This is a genomic window from Dielma fastidiosa, assembly GCF_003475485.1.
Classification (GTDB): Bacteria; Bacillota_I; Bacilli_A; order Erysipelotrichales; family Erysipelotrichaceae; genus Dielma; species Dielma fastidiosa.
The window spans coordinates 631,903-651,262 of sequence record NZ_QRQL01000001.1 but is presented as its reverse complement, the minus strand read 5'-3'; the positions used below and the strand labels follow the sequence as shown (position 1 = coordinate 651,262).

Below are 19,360 nucleotides of genomic sequence, written 5' to 3'. Positions count from 1 at the left end.
CGGGTTCTTTTTCTTTGGCTTGATAGACAGCAAGAACTTTATCTTTTATAATAGTAGGGGAAAGAATGAGGAATAGCTATGGAACAGAAAATCATATTCATTGATGTAGATGGCACGTTAGTCGGCAATGACGGCGTTTTGGCAAAGAGTACACTATGGGCATGTGAACAATTGAAGAAGAAGGGCCATAAGCTTTATCTATCCACCGGCCGCAGCAAGGCAGAATTACACGCAAATATTATGGCTATCGGGTTTGACGGCTTTATCTGTGCGGGCGGCAGTTATCTTGAGGATCATGGCGAGGTGTTGATGCATTTAGTGATGGAACAAGCAGACATCAGAGCAATTGTAGATGCATTAGACAGCTATCAGATGGATTACTTTGTGGAGTGCAGCGGTGGTCTATATGCCAGTGAAAACTGTATTCCTCATTTGATGAAGCTGATGCAGATTGAAAAGGTGAAGGATCACCCTTTTACTGCCTGTTTTATAAATAGTCGTGATTATTATGATAAAGATGTCAGCAAGATATGTTTCCTTGAAGGCAGTCAGCCGTATCAAAGGATCGCGGATCAATTCAAGGACCGTTTTGAAATCATTCCATGTACGGTACCGGTTTTTGGTAAGGAAAGCGGTGAAATTGCCATCAAGGGTGTATCTAAGTCAAAAACAATCTTGAAGCTGCTTGAGCATCTGAATGCTGATCTTAGTCAAACGATTGCGATTGGTGATGGCGGCAATGATATTGATATGATAAAGCTATGCAATCTGGGAATTGCCATGGGGAATGCGAAGGAAAGCCTGAAACAAGTCGCTGATTTTGTTACGGATGATTTAGAGCATGATGGCTTTGCGAAGGCATTTATTAAAGCTGGTCTGCTGAGTGGTGAGGAATAATGCGTCTGTTTATTGATGGTGATGGCTGTCCGGTCATTGATGAATGCTTATGGATCACTCAGCAAAGGGATATACCGGTTACTCTGGTATGTGATACGGCTCATCAGTATGCGATTGACGGCATAGAAATCATTATTGTTGATCAGGGTCATGATCATGCTGATTTTGAGATTTTAAAACGTATCACAAAGGGAGATTTGCTGGTTACTCAGGATACCGGTCTGGCTGCTCTCGCCTTGGGTAAAGGGGCAGTCTGTCTGCATCCCTCAGGCATGGAATTTGATGATGGAAGCATTCTTCAGCTTTTAAATCAGCGCAGCGACGGGATTAAAATCCGCAAACAGACTAAGCGCTTTGGGCATATAAAAAAACGAAGTGAGGCTGATGATGAGCGATTTATCGAAGCATTAATCAGCTGTATAGAAAGAGAGCGTAAATAATGATGATAGATGAAAAGCAATTAGCTGAAAAAATGGATAAAATGTATGCTGATCTTGAAACAATGGATCAGTCATTGATGATGGAAAATCTAAAGGCAATGGGCTGCACATGGAGCTATGAACAGATCGTTGATGAATTGACAAAGAATTGGAATGATTTAAAGGTTTCAGATAAAATTTTTGAAACATGTACGATTGATGATACATGCAGCATTTATCCGCGTGATTTCATTGATGAGGCAATATATCTCATTCTCAGCAAGTTTCATCATTTTAAATTTGAACATTACGGCTTAATTTCTAAACGGCTTGATGACTTATGTGAGGCTGAGCTTGATGATTGCGAAAAAATTGCGCAGCTGGAGAGTTGTTTTCAGCGTTTCTTTAAGATGTGCAAATGTTTTGATTTAGATAATTTTGACCGCATCACTTATGAGGTAAATGACGGCATTGATCTGCACAGCATCATCATTGATTATCTGGATGAATGCATGGAACAGGGGAGAATGAATGATCCGTGCTATTACCAAAAAATCATTGATTTTGTGCTCCGCTTCAATAAGCAGTTCAGCTATGTGAATGATTTTCTGGCTTATGCGCTTGAAGTTGAATTGGCAACTGCCTATGTGGCTTTGAAGAATCCCAAAGGTGAAAAGATGCTGCTGGCAGCCATTGATAAGCGTAATGATAAAACAGAAGCGATTCTTTATTATGGATTAGCTTATCTTGATGAGTATCCGCAGAAAACGTTAAAGATTTTTGATCGCTATAAAGCTCTGTTAAATAAAGAAAGTGATTCCTATGAGATCATTATGGAAATCATTAATGACATGAAGCAGGAGCAGGCTTAACGCGGCTTTTAATTATGGGAAATTGTCGGATTATTCATAATTAGTAGCAATCAGGCAGCAAATAAGGTTTAATAATAGCTGGATGGTGATAAATATGAAACGCCGCAGACGTTTAAATATAAAGCATTGTATTATTTTCGCAGGTGGATGTTTAACAATAATCGTTCTCTTGGTGATGAGTATTCAATTTTTGATTGGTCTGTTTACGCATGAGGATGTTAACGCGAATATAGAACCGCCGATTGTGGAACAGCAGTCAAAGCCAACCGTTGTTATAGATCCGGGACATGGCGGTTATGATAATGGAGCGGTGTCTTATAACGGTATCTTGGAGAAGGATATTGATTTGACCGTAGCCAAGAAGATTAAAAGCGCGCTTGAGTATTATGGGGTGAATGTCATTATGACCCGTGAGGATGATAATGTACCTTGGCCTGATGATAATGTGGCAGATCTGCGCGGACGCAGTGCGATTGCCAATGCATCTAATGCCAGTTATTTTGTATCCCTGCATTGTAATTCAACCGATCTGGCCGGTGAGGTTAAGGGCAGTGAGATTTATGTGTATTTTGATGATGCGAAGGCCATGGCGCTGAGTGATGCAGTCAATGCGCAGTTACAGAAGATTGACGGCTTGCCTAACCGGGAACCCAAGGATGCGTCAGTGAATCTTCTGCAGCTGCTGATGGAGAATGAAATACCGAGCATCATTGTGGAAATGGGCTTTTTAACTGACAATGAAGAGGCTGATTTTCTGATGAGTGATGATGGTCAGAATCAGCTAAGTATGGCAATTGTCAAGGGGCTGCTTCATGAGTTAGGCATCGCTATGGAATAATGCAGGGACATGGAGGATAATTCATGAAGTATTTTGGTGAAGGCTTAAGTGAACAGCATAAAGCATTACAAAAGATAATTCGTAAGCCAGACCAGCTTGAAGCCGCCAAAGAATTGTTTTTAGCCATTCATGCGTCACTGCATCCTTCAGACAATATGATGACAGCTTTGAATGAGGTTGATGCGCTTTTAAATGATCTGACAGTTCAGGAATATACCGCTATGGCTGCCAGCAGCGATGAGACGATAGCATGGGTGCTGTGGCATACGGCTCGCATTGAAGATTTAACGATGAATTATCTTGTCGCCAGACAGGAACAGCTTTTTGATTCTATGTGGCAGCAGGCTATGGGGATTGAGTTTACTGATACTGGCAATGCTTGGTCAGATGATGAAATTCTTCAATTCAGTCATCAGGTGGATATCAATGCTTTGTTGAATTATTGCAGGCAAGTATCACGGCGTACCCGAACCATTGTGAGCGAGCTTCAGGCGGGGGATATGCGGCGTCAGGTAAAGGCAGAAGATTTAGATAAAATACGGGCTGTCAAGGGTGTAAGTGAGCATGAAGATTCAATCTGGCTGCTTGATTATTGGGGCAAAAAGGATGTTGCGGGTTTATTGCTGATGCCGCCCACCCGTCATGTTATGCTGCACTTGAATGACTGCTGCAAATGGAAGCTGCATTTTCGTACCCATAAACGCATCTATCGTGAATAGCCTGGAAGCTGTCCATTTAATTCTTGCCTGATTTTATGTGTTGAATTAAGCTTGTAATTTAGAGCCGCGGAGGAAGTATAATGTTTAATGAAATATGTATTTATGAAGCTAAAATTGATAAGCAGGATGAAATTGAGGCGTTAATGAAAGAGGTTGCGGAATTTTATCTTTCACAACCTGGTGTTATAGATGTAAAATACATCAAGCGCACTCATCGGCAAGAAGATTTCAATGCAGTAAAAGAAGGCAAGGCGCCGCTTCGTTTAACCAGATATATCGGAAAAGTAACATATATTTTGCATTGGACAGTTGAAAATGAAGAGGTTCATGCGCAGGTGTCTAAGCGAGGCTTGGAAAAGTTTTATAAACGCTGGAACCGCTGTCTGATAACGATGCCTAAGATCTTGCTGGGTGAGAATATCGTATAGTTTTTAATAGAAAAAAAGCCATTGCGGCTTAATCTTTAGCCAGAATCAATGGCAGTTTTAATGCTTCAGCCTCAGCTCGCAAAGCAGCGTCAAGCTGATTGTCAGTAATAATAACATCAAATTCACTGGCAGCTGCGTGCCGGCATAGATAATGAGTGTTGAATTTCTCATGGTCAATCATGAGAAATTTTTTACGTCCGCTTTTAATCAGCGCCCGCTTAACCTGACAATCCTCCATGTCCGGTACTGTGGCACCCTCTTTTAAATCAAAACCCTGACTGCCGACAAATACCTTATCAGCTTGAAACTGATGGAAAAAATCAATTGTCATGGCAGAAATTACGCCATTGCTGGTGCTTGAATAAATGCCGGGCGCCAGAATCAGCTTAATCTTGGGGTTCGCCTGCAGATAGCTGACCGCCGGCCACGAATTCGTAATAACCGTTATCCGCTTGTCCTGAATGAAACGGCAAAGCTGCAGGGTGGTTGTACCGCAGTCGATAAGAATACTGTCGCCATCCTGTACAAAACGGGCCGCTTCCTTGGCAATCGCACTCTTACAATTCATTTGGGTTTTCTGTTTTAAGGTGAAGCTCGGTTCAATCGCAGCCCCCTGATTCAGCTGCGCGCCGCCATAATTCTTTGTTACTAAGCCCTGCTTTTCAAGCATTTCTAAATCACGCCGAATCGTCATTGTCGATACATTAAACAAACGGGCCAGCTCGCTGACTTCCACCGCCTTATTCTTTTGTAGTAGATTAAATATATCCATTCTTCTTGATGAAGTACCCATACTCATTCCTCATTTCGTCAGTTTCAATTTAGCATAATCAGCGGATGAAGTAAAGAAAAAAAGCCAGCGTTAAACCGGCTTAATCATCATCAGCTTATCACGGGCAGCAGTATAAAGAATTAGAAAATTGGCTTTAAAGAGATTCATATCGGTGCAGCTGATCAGCTCAGGATAAAACTTCGCAATCTCATGACGCTGTTCCTGATAAGCTTTTTTCATCTCAGCGGCATTCATCGCAGGCAGTGAATAGGTAATGCTTCCCTGACGCATCCGGTAATAATAAAGCGGTTCATTCAGCAGCGAAAAGCGGGATGCCTGAAGAAATACTTTATAGACTGAACGCACATCCTCATAGATCTGATCGACAGGGAATTGCAGTGCGGGCAGCAGACTTCGGCGGATCATTTTTCCCCATGCATAATTCTTAATGACCTTATCCTGAAGAATCATTTTCACAGCCTGCTTCTGATCAAGAACCCATGACTTGCGGCTTCTGACCTTCAATTTATAATGACTGCCGGCAATCCAGTGTCCGCAGATCGCGATATCGCTTTGATCAGTTTCCAAGGCATTTACCAGCTTTTCAATCAGAGTCAGCTCTGCCCAGTCATCACTGTCCATAAACGTTATGTATTCACCATGACACATCGACAAGCCCAAATTACGAGCTGCTGACGGGCCGCTGTTTGCTTGTGAGATTACACGCAGACGCTGATCCATTGCCGCATAAGCATTTAAAATAGCTAATGAGTTATCGGTTGAACCATCATCCACAGCAATTACCTCAAGATCTTCATAAGTCTGATTCAGCAGTGAATCAAGACAAAAAGTGAGGTAATCCTCAACATTATATACGGGAATAATAATACTTACTAATTTTTTCATCGTATCACCTAATCCTATTATTACATGCCGATGTGAAGAAAAAGTGAAAACTTTGTTAAGATTTAGCAAAGATTATAAAAATCAAGTCTTGTATGTGATTTTTATTCAGGTAAAATAATACATGCTAGTTAAAGGGATGAGAAATAATGACAAAAAGAGAATGTGAAATGCTTGAGATGGAGAAGAAGCTGGAATCCTTAATGGATGAGGTTTGGAAAGATTATTATTCAGAAATTGGCAATGCTCAGCTTGAAGAGACAAACAATATGTTTGATCATTTATGCAAAGAAGAGGAATGGCAGAGCAATAACCTACGACTGAAAACAGCAGTCAGCTATTAAGCATATGAAAACGGCACAATATGCCGTTTTTTTAAATCATAGATTTTAAAAATTTTATGTTTTTAATGATAATATCGCTCTTCCACCAATTTTCACTGATTGACCATTCTCTAGGATATTCACCCCAATCCCATGTTACGTTCCATGTACCATCAACATTTTGAGTCTGTTTGATGAATTTACATTCATAGGCGCACAGCTCTGCCAATTCAGGATAGAAATCACTCTTCTTATTCTTGATGAATAAAGAGGGCTTGCAGCTGTAAGTGGTATCCCATAATGATGTTTCAAAAGTTAGCAGTGCTTTTATTGACTGCATACATAAAGCTTTAAATTCGTTTAAATCGATGATGTTAAGAGGCTCAGCGGTTAAATAATCATACAGTTCGACAAAGCATGCCGTTTCATGCATTGAAGCAAGCGGTGTATTCGCTTTTAAATAATCATAAGCTTCAATTAACAGGCGGGTGCCTAAGTTGTAAATCGATGATGTTTTGTCTGCGTATTTCAGGATAAAGCCGATTAAGCTTGCGGTTGGATTATAGCCTGAGCCAGCTTCAGCATCGTAAGACCACCAAGGTGCATGCGGATATTCGTTATTTGAGGAAACGTTATTTAAGCCATGCCAGCAATGACCATCAAAGGCAGTGGTTGTTTCCAGATAATTTAAAAGGTTGGTGATGAGTGGATGCTGCTTATCGTTTAATTCAATTTCATCAATGATTCTGGTTGCTACCCATGTTTGGATTGGCAATGAATTAGGATTCCAGCAATCCGGCTCAAGGGCATTCGCAAAGCCGCCGTCTGGATTTTGATAGCTGCTTAAGGCGTCTATCACCGGTTGTTTGCTGCCATTTTCAAATAGATAATGCCAGCGTGCTAGATCGAGCGGCCGGGCATTGCGATATATAAATTTTCTTGATGCTTCAATGATTTCCATAAGGCTCCTTTATTGTGTGGTATCACTTTTTATCGTAAAACGACTGCTATTGAATCTAAAAATGTCCGCATCGCCGAAACCGCTTTGCGCAGCCAAGTTACTATTTTAAAAGATAATTGGCAATATTGGCATCTTTGCAGATTTTGGGTTTCAATGTATCCTTTTTACATGTCAGCATGACACAGACACCAGGACCATGACCTGAAGTAAAGGAATCTGAATGGACAATGACACCGACACTGCCGCTGCCTTTCAGATAATGCGCGCCATTATGACCATCATTATCTTGGATATAAACGATATCGCCAAAGCGCAGCGTATCTAATCCCAGCTCTTTAACGGCTTCTTTATCTTGAGTTGTAATATCATAATCACCGCTCATTAAGGTCGCCGAACCAAGACCGCTGCCCATCAGATAAGCAGGTATGATGTGGGTTACCGGGACGATCAGCTTGCCGTCTTTTTCCTCAATTCCCAGCTTATCAAAGAGTTCAGGATCAGTATTCATAACCATGACCTCTTCATAATCCAGCAGCTTCATGCCTTGACCATGTGCCTTAATCAGCACCTTGTCATCAACAGCCATTTTTTCAAGTGTTTCACTCGGAAAGTAAATCATGACATGATCAATGCCGCCATGCTTGCCGGTCACAAAGCCCAGCTCACCCTTGGCATCACCAGTTAATACTTTTGCGGTATTGCCGACACAGGCAAAAGCATTCATTGCGTCATTTTCACTGGCATCCGCGTTCTTTAAGCTGACCCCCGGTTCAATATGATCACCGGCAATTCCCATGCAGCAATCACCAATCGCGTAATTATAGGTAATACCGCCGGTAGCCATTGGGATTCGTCCCCAGCCGTCAAAGCCGACCCGATATCCAGCCCCGCGCATGGTCGGATGATGGACGCGTCCTTGTACAGATTGTATTACTAAATGTTCTTTATTTGTTTTCATTGCAGAATCCTCCTGAAACTATTATACATGTTTGCAGTCTGACGCTCAATGATCGAGATCGAAATAGTGTAATTTTTAGTTTTGGTGTATAATACTGATAAGCGAGGAGGTTCTTTATGCTTCTAATTAAAAATGGAATGATTTATACTATGGGTAAAGCGGGTATTCTGCAAGGTGATATCCTGATTGATAACGGCAAGATTAAAGCAGTCGGCAAGGATTTGGCAGTTGATGCGAAACAGATAATTGATGCTTCTGGATTTAACATTTATCCAGGTCTTATTGAGGCTCACTGCCATCTAGGTCTTCATGAATCAAGTATTCAGTTTGAAGGCAATGATGTCAATGAGAGCACTGATCCCATCACCCCGCAGCTGCGCGCGATTGACGGGATCAACCCAATGGATGAAACGGTGCGTCTGGCATGCAGTCATGGTGTTACAAGCGTCTGCGCGGGGCCGGGCAGCGCGAATGTAATCGGCGGTACTTTTACTACTTATAAAACAAACGGTACTTGTATCGATAAAATGATTATAAAAGATAATGTCGCAATGAAGGTTGCCTTTGGTGAAAATCCGAAACGCGTTTATCAAAACAGCAAGATTAAGACACGCATGCAGACTGCGGCTTATCTGCGTGAAACGCTATTGAAAACTAAGGAATATCTGGCTAAAAAAGAAGCGGCCGGTGATGATATCAGCAAACGTCCGGCTTTAGATATGAAGCTGGAAGCACTGATTCCGGTAATTCAAAAAAAGATGCCGTTAAAAATTCATGCTCATCGTGCTGATGATATCTTAACCGCCCTGCGGATCGTGAAGGAGTTTGATCTGAACTGTACTCTCGATCACTGTACGGAAGGGCATCTGATTTTAGATGAAGTAAAAGCCAGTGGTTTTCCGGCTTTGGTAGGACCAAGCTTGGGAAATAAATCTAAATTTGAGTTAAAGGAAAAAAGCTTTAATACACCGGGCATTTTAAATAAAGCAGGTGTTAAAATTGCTATTATCACAGATTCACCGGTTATTCCTCAAGAATACCTGAGTCTGTGCGCGGCCTTGGCGGTAAAGCATGGTCTTGATGAAATGGAAGCGTTAAAGGCTATTACGATCAATCCTGCGGAAATCCTAGGCATTGCTGATCGGGTCGGCAGCCTTGAGAGCGGCAAGGATGCGGATCTCGTATTTGTGAAAGGCAATTTATTATCTTATGAAGCAGAGGTAATGAAAACGATGATCAATGGTGAGATCGTTTATGAAAGTGAGGAAACAAGCAATGTTTAATTCACATAAATGCTATGTTGTTGATACAAAACCGTCAATGATACAGAATACACCCCAATATCAGCGCTTATTGAATCGGGTTATGGCTTCTTCGATGCATCATGCCAAACTGGAAGAGGTTTATCAGAATCTCGCGAACGGCGGCCCGGCTCAGGAAAAACGGCTGTATCTGCCGGAATTCAGTGTGCCGCTGCGTAAAAATCTGTTTGGTTTATATCTGATCAATGTTTCAGTTAATGACATTGAAAAAAGCTTTTTGCTTGATACCGGGGCTCAGGTTTCCGCAATCACAGAGAAATGCGCTAAAGAATGCGGCTGTGAAAGCAATCAGGGTGTCATGCAGATTGAAAGCTTTGCCGGCAGTGCTAAGGAATTATCCGCGGCAGTTGTGAAAAAGCTTCGCGTCGGTGCCTTGGAATTAGTCAATCAGCCGATGGTGCTTTCCTCTTTGCAGGATATCAGTCCAACCTTGTTTGGCATCTCATTGACGGGGATTGAAGGAATCTTAGGCTGGGATATTCTCAGTCAGCTGGATTTTGAAATTGATGATGCCAACCGCACATTTAATGTCATTCAATATCAGGGCGAAGTCAGCAGCTGCAATATGATCAGCGGTATGTTTCCAACGCTGGTTGTCCTTAACGGCAAAAAGGAATACGCATTGGCAGGTTTTGACAGCGGTGCGAAAACTAGCTGGATCTCAGAGCATATTATCGATGATGATAAAATCAAAAAGGTGGATGATGGTGAGGCCATCGTGCTTGGTGTGCATGGCTTAGAGACAACCCATCTATCACTTGTTAATGAAGTGCGCTTCAAATTTCATCAGTCTAATTTAGTATTTGAAAATATTATAACCGGCCGTACTAATATTTTTAAGGATCTTGAATTTGACGCTGTTTTTGGCAATGAAATCATTCGTAAGCGTAAGATTCGCTTTATCAATTCACAAAATTTTGCGCAAATCATATAATCACTGCCGTACCTCATGGAAAGGTACGGTTTTCTTTTGATTGATACTTTAAAAAGCCGCTGAAAAATGATATATTTATATACAGGATTTAAGGAGGAAACAAATGTTAACTGGTAAAATTACAATGGCAAACGGGGCAGTGATCCCATTTGAACTTTATGAAGAAGAAGCTCCGATTACGGTCGGCAATTTTGTGAAATTAATTAAAGAAGGCTATTATAACGGTAAAACCTTTCATCGGGTAATTAAAAATTTCGTATCACAAGGCGGCTGCCCTTACGGCACCGGTGCTGGTGATTTGGGATATACAATTCCATGTGAGACAAAGAATAATCCGCATAAGCATGTGACTGGGGCTTTATCAATGGCTCACCGCGGTAAGGATACCGGCTGCTGTCAGTTCTTTATCTGTCATGAACCTCAGCCGCATTTAGATGGCGTACATACGGTATTTGGCTGTGTAACCGATAATATGGGCGCAGTCCGCAATATGCATAATGGAGACGTGATGACAAGTATCACGCTGGATGAATAATGGATGATGTAAAGCGTTTAGGCTATCCGGTATTGATTATCTTTTTATCAGCGTTCATCGTAAAGCTGGTCAATACTTACTTTTACAGCAACTTTACCGCGATGCTGCTGACGATTATTACCGTAAGTGCTTTATTTTTATTTGGCACTTCATTGAATAAAAGCCGTAAACGCCGCAATCCGGCAGTGCTGAAAAAGGTACTGGCAATCATTATTGTCTTGTTTTTGGTCTTGATGCAGCTGGGACTGTTTGAAATTGCGGTTGTATCTGAGGTTTTGTTTTTCTTTGGTGTTAATTCTTTCTTTATTAACATGATCTACATTTTCTGTGGATTCTTGTTTGTGGATTAAGCGTATGGAAGGCTTTATGAAAATTTGGCATCAGCTGACTGATATTGAGCTGAAATGCCCATTCTGCGGACACCATATCCCTTTTTCACTCGTACAATGGAATACTCGGGTGAGATGCGCTCATTGTAAGAAGGTGCTGAGAGTTGGTTTAAAACGCTTCGCTATCATCACAATGTTTGTGCTAGGTATGATTCTTTATACTCTGCTTTATATGCTGCTTCAGCAAATGACCACAGATTTTATGCTGATTATGATCATTCTTGTATTATTTTTATTTGTATATTCAGCTTTATATACGAAAGCATTGATTCATTTTCTAGGCGTGGAAAATGTCTATGATATAAAGGTCGTAAAGTAAAAATTTATTTTGGGATTGTATTTGCTTGATGAACTGCTTATAATAGAATTACAGAGGATGTTTCGGCATAACCTGCATTCAAAATTGAATATCAAGTCTTTGTGGCGGGGTGTAAGTCCCTACCGATGGTAAAGTCCATGACCTGCGAAACAGCAGCTGATCTGGTGAAATTCCAGAACCGACGGTTAAAGTCCGGATGAGAAAAGACATTTTCTGTGTACACTCGGAGACGAATTTTTTTCGTTTCCTTTTTTTTGATTGGAGGTATTTCTATGCATAAAGCTTTTTCAATGAAGCATTTGACGCTGATTGGCATGATGGGTGCCCTAGCTTCTGTGCTGATGCTGTTTCGCTTTCCACTACCCTTTATGCCGCCCTTTTTAAGCTTTGATCTGGCGGGTGTGCCGGAACTGATCGGTGGATTTGCGTTAGGGCCGTTCAGTGCGTTTTTAATTATTCTGGTTAAGATTTTGATTCAGCTTATAATATCCGGCAGCAAGTCGATGCTGGTAGGGGAGCTGCAGGGGCTGATGTTAAGCTGCGCGATGGTTCTGCCGGCAGCCATAATCTATCAAAAGAATAAAACCAGAAAGGGGGCAATTCAGGGACTGATTGCGGGTGCGCTGCTTTGTATTATCACAGCGGTAATTACGAATCTTACAATGATCATTCCTTTTTATATCAATCTATATGGCATGACCATGGATTCAATTGTAACCTCAAGCCACAGTATTAATCCGCTGATTAATGATGTTTCATCACTGGCGCTGATTGGCATTCTGCCATTTAACATCATTAAGACGGCGGCGAATTGTGCAGTAACGCTGATCGTGTATAAGAAAATCAGCGGTTTGATTCATAAATATCTATAAATAGGAGGCAAAGAAAATGGAATTTAATGAAGCAAAAGCATTAATGTTTAAAAAACTGGGAACAAGTAAGATTATGGCATTGGCGTCCAGTGTGGATGATTATGTAATGGTAAGAAATGTGAGCTGTTTATTTTACGATGATAAAATCTATTTTAAGACCGATAAAAATTTCAGAAAGACGCAGCAGCTTTTCAAAAACCCAAGAGTAGCCTTATGTGTCGGCGGTGTGCAGATCGAAGGGATCGCTGTCAATAAAGGTTTAGTTGTGGAAGAGGAAGGACGTAAATTTGAAACAGCTTATAAAAAATATCTTTGGCAGAGCTATAATGCTTACAGTCATGAAGACACTGAGATTTTGATTGAGGTTACACCTGTATTTGTGGAAATCTGGGATGAGGATGAAAACCGCTATGCCTTTCAAACATTTATTGATTTTGAAAAGCAGAGTGTAGAGGTTAAAGCTTACGATCAGAAAGACTAATGATTCTTAATCAATGTTATTATAATTAATTAAAACAGAGAGTTTGTCATTGTTGGAAATGAATCAGAACTCTCTGTTTTCTTACTTATGGCGTCGCTGTCTCACACATTCAAAGGCAATGGCTGAAGCTGCTCCGGCAGCATTTAACGCGTTGCGGAAATCATTGGGATAGGGAATATAGATGTTTTGATCTGAATGCGACAGAACTGTTTTACTTAGACCGCGCATCTCACCGCCGATCGCGATGCAGACAGGTGATTTAAAATCAGCGTCATAGTATTCAATCGCGTTTTCCCGCATTGCACAATAGATTTTAATTTGCCGTTCATGCAGCTGGCTTAAAGCCTCATCAAAATCTTCTATCGGTATTATCGGCAGATATTCGCTGGCTCCGGCACTCGATTTAGTAACCACCTTTGCGGCACTGCTCCAGTTGCGGGAACTGACTAAAAGGCCATCACAGCCAGCCGCATAAAGGATTCGGCATAAATAACCAAAGTTGAATGGGTCTTCAACACCCTCGACCAGTGCTAAAAAGGGGTTTGAAAGATTTATCACATCCGCTAATGACTGATATCTGCGCTCACTCACTCGGGCAATCAAACCGCCATGGGTTTTCCCCTCAGCGATATCGTCAATTGCGTCACGGCTGACCTTTTTCACCTCAACACCCGCTTCATAAGCCTTGGCCAATATATAACGGGTATCCTTATCATTTTTATGCTCATCAACAATAACCTCGCAGACGGTACGCACCTTTGCAAGCAAAGCTGCCTTTACCGATATATTTCCTTCTAACAGTAAATCTTGATCCATAGACAAATCCTCGTTTCTATTGCTATTATAACAAAACTATAACCCATCGTACAGCTGAAACAATAAGAAGCATATATATAAACACATATGATATAATAGCTTGGGAGATGGTACTGTGAAAAAAGCGTTATTGCTTTATGGATTAAATTGTACGGAAGCTATTTGGCAGCCGTTATTAAATAATATGCAAGAGTTAAAGACAGACATTTTGACTTATCCGCATGAGGTAACCGCATCGGCTTTCGAGGTTATGGATCTGACTAAATGGGTTTGGCCGAAGGTAAAGGATAAGCATTATGATGTTATTATCGCCCATTCAATGGGTGGGGTGATTGCCCTTCAGTTAGCGGTAATGGGTATTGATTGTCAGCATTTAATCTTAATTGAAACAAACTTAAGACCCGCGAATCCCTTTTATCGTAATTTAATGACGGCTGAACATATGATGGAATATGATGAAATTAAGTTAATGCTGAAGCAGGAGAGCGCCTATGCGTCAAATGAATTGATAGCTTCATTGCAGGACGAATTCGATTATACACCGCTGATTCATAATCTTAAGCAGAGGATCGATATAATTTATGGCGATCGAAATGTACCCGATTATCCTGAGCGTATCACTGATTTATGTCTTGATCATCAAACAATCAATAAGCTAAACTTTCATTTTATCGCCGACAGCTGCCATTTGCCGATGATAGAAAATCCAAGAGGGTTGGCTGAATGTATTAAATTGCTGATTATTTAATTATAATCAGTTTTTATTTTGTAAAGTTTCCTTGACATAAGTGAAAATCAGCACTATACTAAAGATGTAAAGTTAACTTTCCAAAGGAGGGATGAACGATTGAAAAACAGACTTGAAGAAATTCGCAAGAGTCAAGGCATCAAACAAGAGGAGCTGGCCGATCTGCTTGAAGTATCTAGACAAACAATCAGTTCTTTAGAGAATGGAAGGTATAATCCCTCTATTCTGCTAGCGTTTAAAATAGCTAAATATTTTAATCTTACAATTGAGGAGATCTTTATCTACGAGGAGGATCAATGATGAAAAAACAAATGCAATATCTAATTATGATTATTGGCGGTTTATTGCTTTTGGCAGCCGGTCTGCTGATTTTGAAAACACAGGTATCTGAAGGTATCATGCAGACTCTGCCGTATATATTTATCGGTGTTGGCTGCGGTATCTTTGGACATGGCATGGGGATTTGGATACAAGCCAAAACATTGGCTAAATCACCGGATGCTTACCGCCAGATAGCCATTGAATCTAAAGATGAGCGAAACATCCTGATTGCTAATCAGGCTAAAGCTAAGGCTTATGACAGCATGATTTATATCTTTGCCGCGCTGCTGCTTACGTTTTCATTAATGGGTGTGGATGCGGTTCTTGTGCTAATGCTGGTTGGCTGTTATTTGCTTGTAGTTGGTATTAGTATTTATTATCGGATTAAATTTGATAAAGAAATGTAGAAAAAAACCTGGTCATTGGATCAGGTTTTCTTTATGCAGTTTGATATTTTAAAACAATCGTTTGCCATCGGATATATCGATACCTAATTCCCTTGCTCTTGATGTTTGTTTAAAGGGATTAATATTTTCAATCACACCATCATGGGCAAACTTAGAACCGGTATTTTTAAACCAGAAAGTCACGTTGGCTGCTTGGCATTGTGTATGCAGGTCAAGAACCCAGTCATAATTACAAACACGGGCGTCACGGCCTGTTTCACCGCCAACACTCACATGATCAACACCATGAAGATAGGGTCTTAAATCAATGGCTTCCAGTAAAGGTGCGCAGGCAATGAAACGGCGTTTTATTGGATAAGATAGAAATAATGGCAGCCGATAGTCAGCCGCTTTTTGATTTTCAACAGTGCAGCCAAGATTAACATTGTTATAACCATCGCCCCAATCAGCAGGCAGTGAAGTCATAAACCGATCAATCCGCTTTGTTAAAATCAAGAAATCAATGTCAGACCGTTCTCTGATCATCGCCCAAATTTCCTCGCGCCACGCGTCTGCTTCCGGCAAAAAGAAATCAGTAGCAAAACAAGTCGCAAGTATTTTATTACCCTTGATATTATAGTCACCCTTAGCATTTTTTCTTATCGGCCAATCAAATTTATCTGTTTTCTTGATGGTATTTTGGCCAAACCGTTTGGCATGCGGCCCATAAAAATAACAATTTGCACAGCCATCACTGTGCATATAACAGCCTGTCCAAGGTTCCCAATTCATAATCTATACTCCTTAAATATCACCGTCATTTAATTCAAAAAGATTACCTTCAGGATCTCTGAAGTAGGTACAGCGCATCCCCCATGCTTCTATTGTTTGCGGTTCATTGAGAAAATCAACACCCGCCGCTTTCAGACGCTGATAGTCTGCATCTAAGTTAAGGGTAGGGATGACAGCCGCTATTGTATCAGGCTGTTTATCTGTATCAGGCTGTGAATAGCCGGGAAACAAAGACATTGCACTGCCGCCAAATATAGCGAAACATGGCGGCAGATCAGGACTTACGGTAAAAGAAGTGTAGGGGCCGCTGCGATCGCCCCATACTGGTATCAGTCCTATTTTCTCGGTATAGAAATCATAGCATTCTCCATAATTTTTACGAACTAAAATACGAATTGTCGTTTCATTAAATTTCATCTTATCAATCTCTCTTTCTGTTTCATATAAAAATATTATAGGTTTAAAACTTGGCGATTTCACTGTAAAAATCGGACATGTGAGCTCGATATTCCTGAGGGGTCAGCTGGCACACGATTTTAAAGTCCTTCACAAAATGCGAACTATCATAATAACTTAATATTTCACAAATTTCACTTATTGATCGATTCTCATTCAGCAGTTGAATTGATTTATTGATTCTTACTAATCGTGAGAATCCCTTAATGCTCATTCCTAAATATAAATTGAACAGCCGGTTTAGATGCCTGGGGCTATAAGAGACATGAGCGGCGATAGCTGCGGCGCTGCTGATACCGCTGCTTTGAATAATCAACTGCAATGCAAGCGCTAATTCTTCAGGGTAGGGGAATTGAATGTTTTGGAGCAGAACGGCTTCAAAATTCATTATTAGCTCATCGGCAGAGCATGCTGCTTCTAAAATTGCGCGCATCGCTGAATCAAGAGAATCATTAATCATTGAAAAAGGGATGATGCAGTCGGTAAGCTCTTTTTGGTTGATATTTGCAAAAGGGAAAAAGCCGGCCGGCTGATATTCAATGATGAAGATAATGCTGCACTGGTTAGCAAGATCACCAACTTTAACCGGCTTTGTCGTCGGTCCGAATACAAAGCTGTGTAGTTTATCATTATATTGAAAGAAAACAAGTGTACCGCTGCCATGCGGCATAATTGTATAATCATCAGAAATCGTAGTTTTATCAGGAAAGGTAATCGTAAAATTGGAAATTAAATGACTGAGTTCAACACATGGCAATAAGTAGGCATAGCTTTCTTCCCGGATCAATATTTTATGGTGATCAGACAATGATTTTAAACTGTTTTTATTAATCATAATTTTCATCCTTATAATCTGGAGTTAGTTATATATAGTATACACACGATCAGCAATAAAATAAAACAGCATGCCATTCTATTTTGACATGCTGTTCATAATTATTGTTCGGTTTCCTGAGATTTAACAAGTTCACGGTAATACTGTTTACGGTCAAAAGGTGTAAGACCTTTTTTACGCAGACGAATCGTATCTGGTGTGATTTCTACAAGTTCATCATCATTGATAAATTCTAACGCTTCTTCCAGCGACATAATCTTTGCCGGTGTCAGCTTCATTGCTTCATCATTGCCTGAAGAACGAATCGCAGTCAGCTTCTTATTCTTAATTGGGTTAACTTCTAAATCGGTATTTCTTGCACTCATACCGATAATCATTCCTTCATATACCTCAGTTTGCGGAGTAATGAATAATGTGCCTCTCTCCTGCAGATTCCATAAGGCATAAGTCATTGCTTTGCCTGTTTCAGTGGAAATCATCGCACCGTTTGCACGCTGAGTAATTTCACCCTTAAATGGCTCATAACCCTTGATTCGGCGGACTAAAGTACCTTCACCGCGGGTATCATTGATGAATTCTGAACGGTAGCCCAGCAAGCCGCGGGTCGGCGCGCTGTATGTAATGCGGCAATAGCCGTTTTCTTCATCCATATCCACCATAACACCTTTACGCAGATTCAGTTTAGAAATAATTGTACCTGAATATTCGCTTGGCGCGATGGCAACAACCTCTTCAACCGGTTCAACAATGCGGTTTTCTTCATCCCGATGCATAATAACTTCTGGTTTTGAAACGGCAATCTCAAAACCTTCACGGCGCATATTTTCAAGCAGAATAGAAATATGCAGCTCACCGCGGCCGCTGACTTTGAAACAGTCACCGCTCTCAGTGGGTTCAACCTTTAAGCCGACATTGACTTCTAATTCCTTTTCCAAACGTTCTTTTAGATTTCTTGATGTAACAAATTTACCTGACTGACCAGCAAACGGTGATTTATTTACAATGAAATTCATCGATAAGGTAGGCTCTTCAATTTTAATCGTCGGCATCGGCATAATATTATCTTTATCACATAAAGTTTCACCGATGGAAATATCAGCAATACCGCTGATTACCACGATATCACCGCTGTGCGCTTCTGATACAGCTACACGCTTTAAGCCCTGATAAGCAAAAATCTGATTGACTGACTTCTGACGGATATTGCCGTCACCGTCACAAACTGCCACATTTTGGCCTTCTTTCAGAACACCGCTGTAAATACGGCCGATTCCCAAACGTCCGATATAATCATCGTATGCCAAGGCGGATACCTGCATCTGAAGCGGCTCTTCATCTAAATCCGGATAAGCTTCCACATGATTCAGGATGGTTTCAAATAATGGTTCAATGCTTGTACCTTCTTCGTCTAAAGAATGCTGAACAATGCCGCGCTTCGCAATACCGTACAGAATTGGGAAGTCTAGCTGTTCATCATTAGCATTCAAATCAAGGAACAGATCATAAACCTCATCGACAACCTCTTCCGCGCGCTGATCCTTCTTATCGATCTTGTTGATCAAAAGGATTGGACGAAGACCCATTTCTAATGATTTAGATAATACGAAACGTGTCTGAGGCATCGGACCCTCGGCTGAATCGACAAGCAGAATAACGGTATCTACGGTTTTGATGATCCGTTCTACTTCACTTGAAAAGTCAGCATGTCCCGGTGTGTCGACAATGTTGATTTTGTAATCCTTATAGTTTACACTGCAGTTTTTAGAATAAATGGTGATCCCGCGTTCACGCTCAAGATCATTGCTATCCATAACGCATTCCACAACTTCTTCGTTAGAACGGAATACGTGGCTTTGATTTAAAAATGCATCCACCAATGTTGACTTACCGGCATCAACGTGGGCAATTACGGCAATATTAATAATTTTCTGTTTACTCATGTAAATTCCACCTTTTTAACTTTAAAATTATACTATAAGGAATAGCTAATTACAATTTATTTGTGAAAAAATACAATGATTAACGCTTTCATTGACCGGTTTTTACTGAAAGTTAAGATTTATC

General features: G+C 40.8%; 26 protein-coding genes and 1 riboswitch. Of the genes, 17 read left to right on the top strand and 9 right to left on the bottom strand.

Annotated elements, in window-relative coordinates; all coding sequences use genetic code 11:
* Positions 1 to 78 precede the first annotated feature (78 nt).
* The 6 genes from DWZ33_RS03380 (at position 79) to DWZ33_RS03355 (ending at position 4,173) form a co-directional block, all read left to right on the top strand.
* Positions 79 to 897, top strand: coding sequence for a Cof-type HAD-IIB family hydrolase (locus DWZ33_RS03380; protein ID WP_118453791.1), 819 nt, complete (start codon positions 79 to 81; stop codon positions 895 to 897).
* Positions 897 to 1,337 carry a YaiI/YqxD family protein gene (locus DWZ33_RS03375; RefSeq protein WP_244925842.1) on the top strand — a complete coding sequence of 147 codons (441 nt, stop codon included), beginning with the start codon at positions 897 to 899 and terminating at the stop codon, positions 1,335 to 1,337. Before DWZ33_RS03380 ends, DWZ33_RS03375 begins: the two co-directional genes overlap by 1 nt.
* The gene (locus DWZ33_RS03370; RefSeq protein WP_118453789.1) at positions 1,337 to 2,188 is read left to right on the top strand and encodes a hypothetical protein; all 852 of its coding nucleotides are present in this window, start codon (positions 1,337 to 1,339) and stop codon (positions 2,186 to 2,188) included. The genes DWZ33_RS03375 and DWZ33_RS03370 overlap by 1 nt, the downstream gene beginning before the upstream one ends.
* A gap of 94 nt (positions 2,189 to 2,282) precedes the next feature.
* Entirely contained in the window at positions 2,283 to 3,026 is a 744-nt protein-coding gene (locus tag DWZ33_RS03365) for an N-acetylmuramoyl-L-alanine amidase family protein (RefSeq protein ID WP_182425494.1), read from the top strand.
* 23 nt (positions 3,027 to 3,049) lie between these two features.
* On the top strand, positions 3,050 to 3,745 hold the full coding sequence (locus DWZ33_RS03360) for a DinB family protein (RefSeq protein ID WP_118453787.1): 696 nt from the start codon (positions 3,050 to 3,052) through the stop codon (positions 3,743 to 3,745).
* A gap of 80 nt (positions 3,746 to 3,825) precedes the next feature.
* The gene (locus tag DWZ33_RS03355) at positions 3,826 to 4,173 is read left to right on the top strand and encodes a hypothetical protein (protein ID WP_022936834.1); all 348 of its coding nucleotides are present in this window, start codon (positions 3,826 to 3,828) and stop codon (positions 4,171 to 4,173) included.
* A 28-nt stretch (positions 4,174 to 4,201) separates the two neighbouring features.
* Here DWZ33_RS03355 and DWZ33_RS03350 read toward each other — a convergent pair whose 3' ends face one another.
* Positions 4,202 to 4,966 (bottom strand): DeoR/GlpR family DNA-binding transcription regulator, encoded by a 765-nt coding sequence (locus DWZ33_RS03350; RefSeq protein ID WP_022936835.1) that lies wholly within the window; start codon positions 4,964 to 4,966, stop codon positions 4,202 to 4,204.
* 69 nt (positions 4,967 to 5,035) lie between these two features.
* Positions 5,036 to 5,851 (bottom strand): glycosyltransferase family 2 protein, encoded by an 816-nt coding sequence (locus DWZ33_RS03345; RefSeq protein ID WP_022936836.1) that lies wholly within the window; start codon positions 5,849 to 5,851, stop codon positions 5,036 to 5,038.
* Positions 5,852 to 5,997: 146 nt separating this feature from the next.
* On the opposite strand from DWZ33_RS03345, the gene DWZ33_RS03340 reads away from it, so the two are divergent.
* Positions 5,998 to 6,192 (top strand): hypothetical protein, encoded by a 195-nt coding sequence (locus tag DWZ33_RS03340; protein WP_118453786.1) that lies wholly within the window; start codon positions 5,998 to 6,000, stop codon positions 6,190 to 6,192.
* 31 nt (positions 6,193 to 6,223) lie between these two features.
* Here the strand turns inward: DWZ33_RS03340 and DWZ33_RS03335 are convergent, their stop codons facing one another.
* Together DWZ33_RS03335 and DWZ33_RS03330 are read right to left on the bottom strand one after the other, a co-directional pair.
* The gene (locus tag DWZ33_RS03335; protein WP_118453785.1) at positions 6,224 to 7,132 is read right to left on the bottom strand and encodes a hypothetical protein; all 909 of its coding nucleotides are present in this window, start codon (positions 7,130 to 7,132) and stop codon (positions 6,224 to 6,226) included.
* A gap of 100 nt (positions 7,133 to 7,232) precedes the next feature.
* Positions 7,233 to 8,090 (bottom strand): DUF4438 domain-containing protein, encoded by an 858-nt coding sequence (locus DWZ33_RS03330; RefSeq protein WP_118453784.1) that lies wholly within the window; start codon positions 8,088 to 8,090, stop codon positions 7,233 to 7,235.
* A 116-nt stretch (positions 8,091 to 8,206) separates the two neighbouring features.
* On the opposite strand from DWZ33_RS03330, the gene DWZ33_RS03325 reads away from it, so the two are divergent.
* From DWZ33_RS03325 to DWZ33_RS03295, 7 genes are all read left to right on the top strand, one after another.
* Positions 8,207 to 9,373, top strand: coding sequence for an amidohydrolase (locus DWZ33_RS03325; RefSeq protein WP_118453783.1), 1,167 nt, complete (start codon positions 8,207 to 8,209; stop codon positions 9,371 to 9,373).
* Entirely contained in the window at positions 9,366 to 10,346 is a 981-nt protein-coding gene (locus tag DWZ33_RS03320) for a retropepsin-like aspartic protease (RefSeq protein WP_182425492.1), read from the top strand. Before DWZ33_RS03325 ends, DWZ33_RS03320 begins: the two co-directional genes overlap by 8 nt.
* A gap of 103 nt (positions 10,347 to 10,449) precedes the next feature.
* Positions 10,450 to 10,881: a peptidylprolyl isomerase gene (locus tag DWZ33_RS03315; RefSeq protein WP_029473041.1), complete on the top strand. Its 432-nt coding sequence runs from the start codon at positions 10,450 to 10,452 to the stop codon at positions 10,879 to 10,881.
* Positions 10,881 to 11,231 carry an amino acid permease gene (locus tag DWZ33_RS03310; protein ID WP_118453781.1) on the top strand — a complete coding sequence of 117 codons (351 nt, stop codon included), beginning with the start codon at positions 10,881 to 10,883 and terminating at the stop codon, positions 11,229 to 11,231. Before DWZ33_RS03315 ends, DWZ33_RS03310 begins: the two co-directional genes overlap by 1 nt.
* Positions 11,232 to 11,247: 16 nt before the next feature.
* Complete coding sequence (locus DWZ33_RS03305; protein WP_147352865.1) at positions 11,248 to 11,589, top strand: hypothetical protein; 342 nt, start codon at positions 11,248 to 11,250, stop codon at positions 11,587 to 11,589.
* Between the two features lie 91 nt (positions 11,590 to 11,680).
* Positions 11,681 to 11,801, top strand: a riboswitch (FMN riboswitch).
* A gap of 60 nt (positions 11,802 to 11,861) precedes the next feature.
* Complete coding sequence (locus DWZ33_RS03300; protein ID WP_118453779.1) at positions 11,862 to 12,461, top strand: ECF transporter S component; 600 nt, start codon at positions 11,862 to 11,864, stop codon at positions 12,459 to 12,461.
* Between the two features lie 16 nt (positions 12,462 to 12,477).
* A complete protein-coding gene (locus DWZ33_RS03295) occupies positions 12,478 to 12,942 on the top strand; it encodes a pyridoxamine 5'-phosphate oxidase family protein (RefSeq protein WP_118453778.1) in 465 nt (154 codons plus the stop codon).
* 81 nt (positions 12,943 to 13,023) lie between these two features.
* Here the strand turns inward: DWZ33_RS03295 and DWZ33_RS03290 are convergent, their stop codons facing one another.
* Positions 13,024 to 13,758, bottom strand: coding sequence for a TrmH family RNA methyltransferase (locus DWZ33_RS03290; protein ID WP_022936847.1), 735 nt, complete (start codon positions 13,756 to 13,758; stop codon positions 13,024 to 13,026).
* Between the two features lie 115 nt (positions 13,759 to 13,873).
* On the opposite strand from DWZ33_RS03290, the gene DWZ33_RS03285 reads away from it, so the two are divergent.
* From DWZ33_RS03285 to DWZ33_RS03275, 3 genes are all read left to right on the top strand, one after another.
* A complete protein-coding gene (locus DWZ33_RS03285; RefSeq protein ID WP_118453777.1) occupies positions 13,874 to 14,506 on the top strand; it encodes an alpha/beta hydrolase in 633 nt (210 codons plus the stop codon).
* Positions 14,507 to 14,605: 99 nt separating this feature from the next.
* Positions 14,606 to 14,806 carry a helix-turn-helix transcriptional regulator gene (locus DWZ33_RS03280; protein ID WP_118453776.1) on the top strand — a complete coding sequence of 67 codons (201 nt, stop codon included), beginning with the start codon at positions 14,606 to 14,608 and terminating at the stop codon, positions 14,804 to 14,806.
* A complete protein-coding gene (locus DWZ33_RS03275) occupies positions 14,806 to 15,234 on the top strand; it encodes a hypothetical protein (RefSeq protein ID WP_118453775.1) in 429 nt (142 codons plus the stop codon). Before DWZ33_RS03280 ends, DWZ33_RS03275 begins: the two co-directional genes overlap by 1 nt.
* Before the next feature lie 48 nt (positions 15,235 to 15,282).
* Here the strand turns inward: DWZ33_RS03275 and DWZ33_RS03270 are convergent, their stop codons facing one another.
* From DWZ33_RS03270 to typA, 4 genes are all read right to left on the bottom strand, one after another.
* Complete coding sequence (locus tag DWZ33_RS03270) at positions 15,283 to 16,005, bottom strand: DUF5131 family protein (protein ID WP_118453774.1); 723 nt, start codon at positions 16,003 to 16,005, stop codon at positions 15,283 to 15,285.
* A 12-nt stretch (positions 16,006 to 16,017) separates the two neighbouring features.
* The gene (locus DWZ33_RS03265) at positions 16,018 to 16,422 is read right to left on the bottom strand and encodes a VOC family protein (protein ID WP_118453773.1); all 405 of its coding nucleotides are present in this window, start codon (positions 16,420 to 16,422) and stop codon (positions 16,018 to 16,020) included.
* 43 nt (positions 16,423 to 16,465) lie between these two features.
* Positions 16,466 to 17,296, bottom strand: coding sequence for an AraC family transcriptional regulator (locus tag DWZ33_RS03260; RefSeq protein ID WP_118453772.1), 831 nt, complete (start codon positions 17,294 to 17,296; stop codon positions 16,466 to 16,468).
* 101 nt (positions 17,297 to 17,397) lie between these two features.
* Positions 17,398 to 19,236, bottom strand: a complete 1,839-nt coding sequence (gene typA / locus DWZ33_RS03255) for a translational GTPase TypA (protein ID WP_118453771.1) — start codon at positions 19,234 to 19,236, stop codon at positions 17,398 to 17,400.
* Positions 19,237 to 19,360 lie beyond the last annotated feature (124 nt).

Coding starts and splice junctions, on each gene's coding strand:
- DWZ33_RS03380 (WP_118453791.1), top strand. CDS start 79: ATGGAACAGAAAATCATATTCATTGATGTAGATGGCACGTTAGTCGGC.
- DWZ33_RS03375 (WP_244925842.1), top strand. CDS start 897: ATGCGTCTGTTTATTGATGGTGATGGCTGTCCGGTCATTGATGAATGC.
- DWZ33_RS03370 (WP_118453789.1), top strand. CDS start 1,337: ATGATGATAGATGAAAAGCAATTAGCTGAAAAAATGGATAAAATGTAT.
- DWZ33_RS03365 (WP_182425494.1), top strand. CDS start 2,283: ATGAAACGCCGCAGACGTTTAAATATAAAGCATTGTATTATTTTCGCA.
- DWZ33_RS03360 (WP_118453787.1), top strand. CDS start 3,050: ATGAAGTATTTTGGTGAAGGCTTAAGTGAACAGCATAAAGCATTACAA.
- DWZ33_RS03355 (WP_022936834.1), top strand. CDS start 3,826: ATGTTTAATGAAATATGTATTTATGAAGCTAAAATTGATAAGCAGGAT.
- DWZ33_RS03350 (WP_022936835.1), bottom strand. CDS start 4,966: ATGGGTACTTCATCAAGAAGAATGGATATATTTAATCTACTACAAAAG.
- DWZ33_RS03345 (WP_022936836.1), bottom strand. CDS start 5,851: ATGAAAAAATTAGTAAGTATTATTATTCCCGTATATAATGTTGAGGAT.
- DWZ33_RS03340 (WP_118453786.1), top strand. CDS start 5,998: ATGACAAAAAGAGAATGTGAAATGCTTGAGATGGAGAAGAAGCTGGAA.
- DWZ33_RS03335 (WP_118453785.1), bottom strand. CDS start 7,132: ATGGAAATCATTGAAGCATCAAGAAAATTTATATATCGCAATGCCCGG.
- DWZ33_RS03330 (WP_118453784.1), bottom strand. CDS start 8,090: ATGAAAACAAATAAAGAACATTTAGTAATACAATCTGTACAAGGACGC.
- DWZ33_RS03325 (WP_118453783.1), top strand. CDS start 8,207: ATGCTTCTAATTAAAAATGGAATGATTTATACTATGGGTAAAGCGGGT.
- DWZ33_RS03320 (WP_182425492.1), top strand. CDS start 9,366: ATGTTTAATTCACATAAATGCTATGTTGTTGATACAAAACCGTCAATG.
- DWZ33_RS03315 (WP_029473041.1), top strand. CDS start 10,450: ATGTTAACTGGTAAAATTACAATGGCAAACGGGGCAGTGATCCCATTT.
- DWZ33_RS03310 (WP_118453781.1), top strand. CDS start 10,881: ATGGATGATGTAAAGCGTTTAGGCTATCCGGTATTGATTATCTTTTTA.
- DWZ33_RS03305 (WP_147352865.1), top strand. CDS start 11,248: ATGAAAATTTGGCATCAGCTGACTGATATTGAGCTGAAATGCCCATTC.
- DWZ33_RS03300 (WP_118453779.1), top strand. CDS start 11,862: ATGCATAAAGCTTTTTCAATGAAGCATTTGACGCTGATTGGCATGATG.
- DWZ33_RS03295 (WP_118453778.1), top strand. CDS start 12,478: ATGGAATTTAATGAAGCAAAAGCATTAATGTTTAAAAAACTGGGAACA.
- DWZ33_RS03290 (WP_022936847.1), bottom strand. CDS start 13,758: ATGGATCAAGATTTACTGTTAGAAGGAAATATATCGGTAAAGGCAGCT.
- DWZ33_RS03275 (WP_118453775.1), top strand. CDS start 14,806: ATGAAAAAACAAATGCAATATCTAATTATGATTATTGGCGGTTTATTG.
- DWZ33_RS03270 (WP_118453774.1), bottom strand. CDS start 16,005: ATGAATTGGGAACCTTGGACAGGCTGTTATATGCACAGTGATGGCTGT.
- DWZ33_RS03265 (WP_118453773.1), bottom strand. CDS start 16,422: ATGAAATTTAATGAAACGACAATTCGTATTTTAGTTCGTAAAAATTAT.
- DWZ33_RS03260 (WP_118453772.1), bottom strand. CDS start 17,296: ATGATTAATAAAAACAGTTTAAAATCATTGTCTGATCACCATAAAATA.
- typA (WP_118453771.1), bottom strand. CDS start 19,236: ATGAGTAAACAGAAAATTATTAATATTGCCGTAATTGCCCACGTTGAT.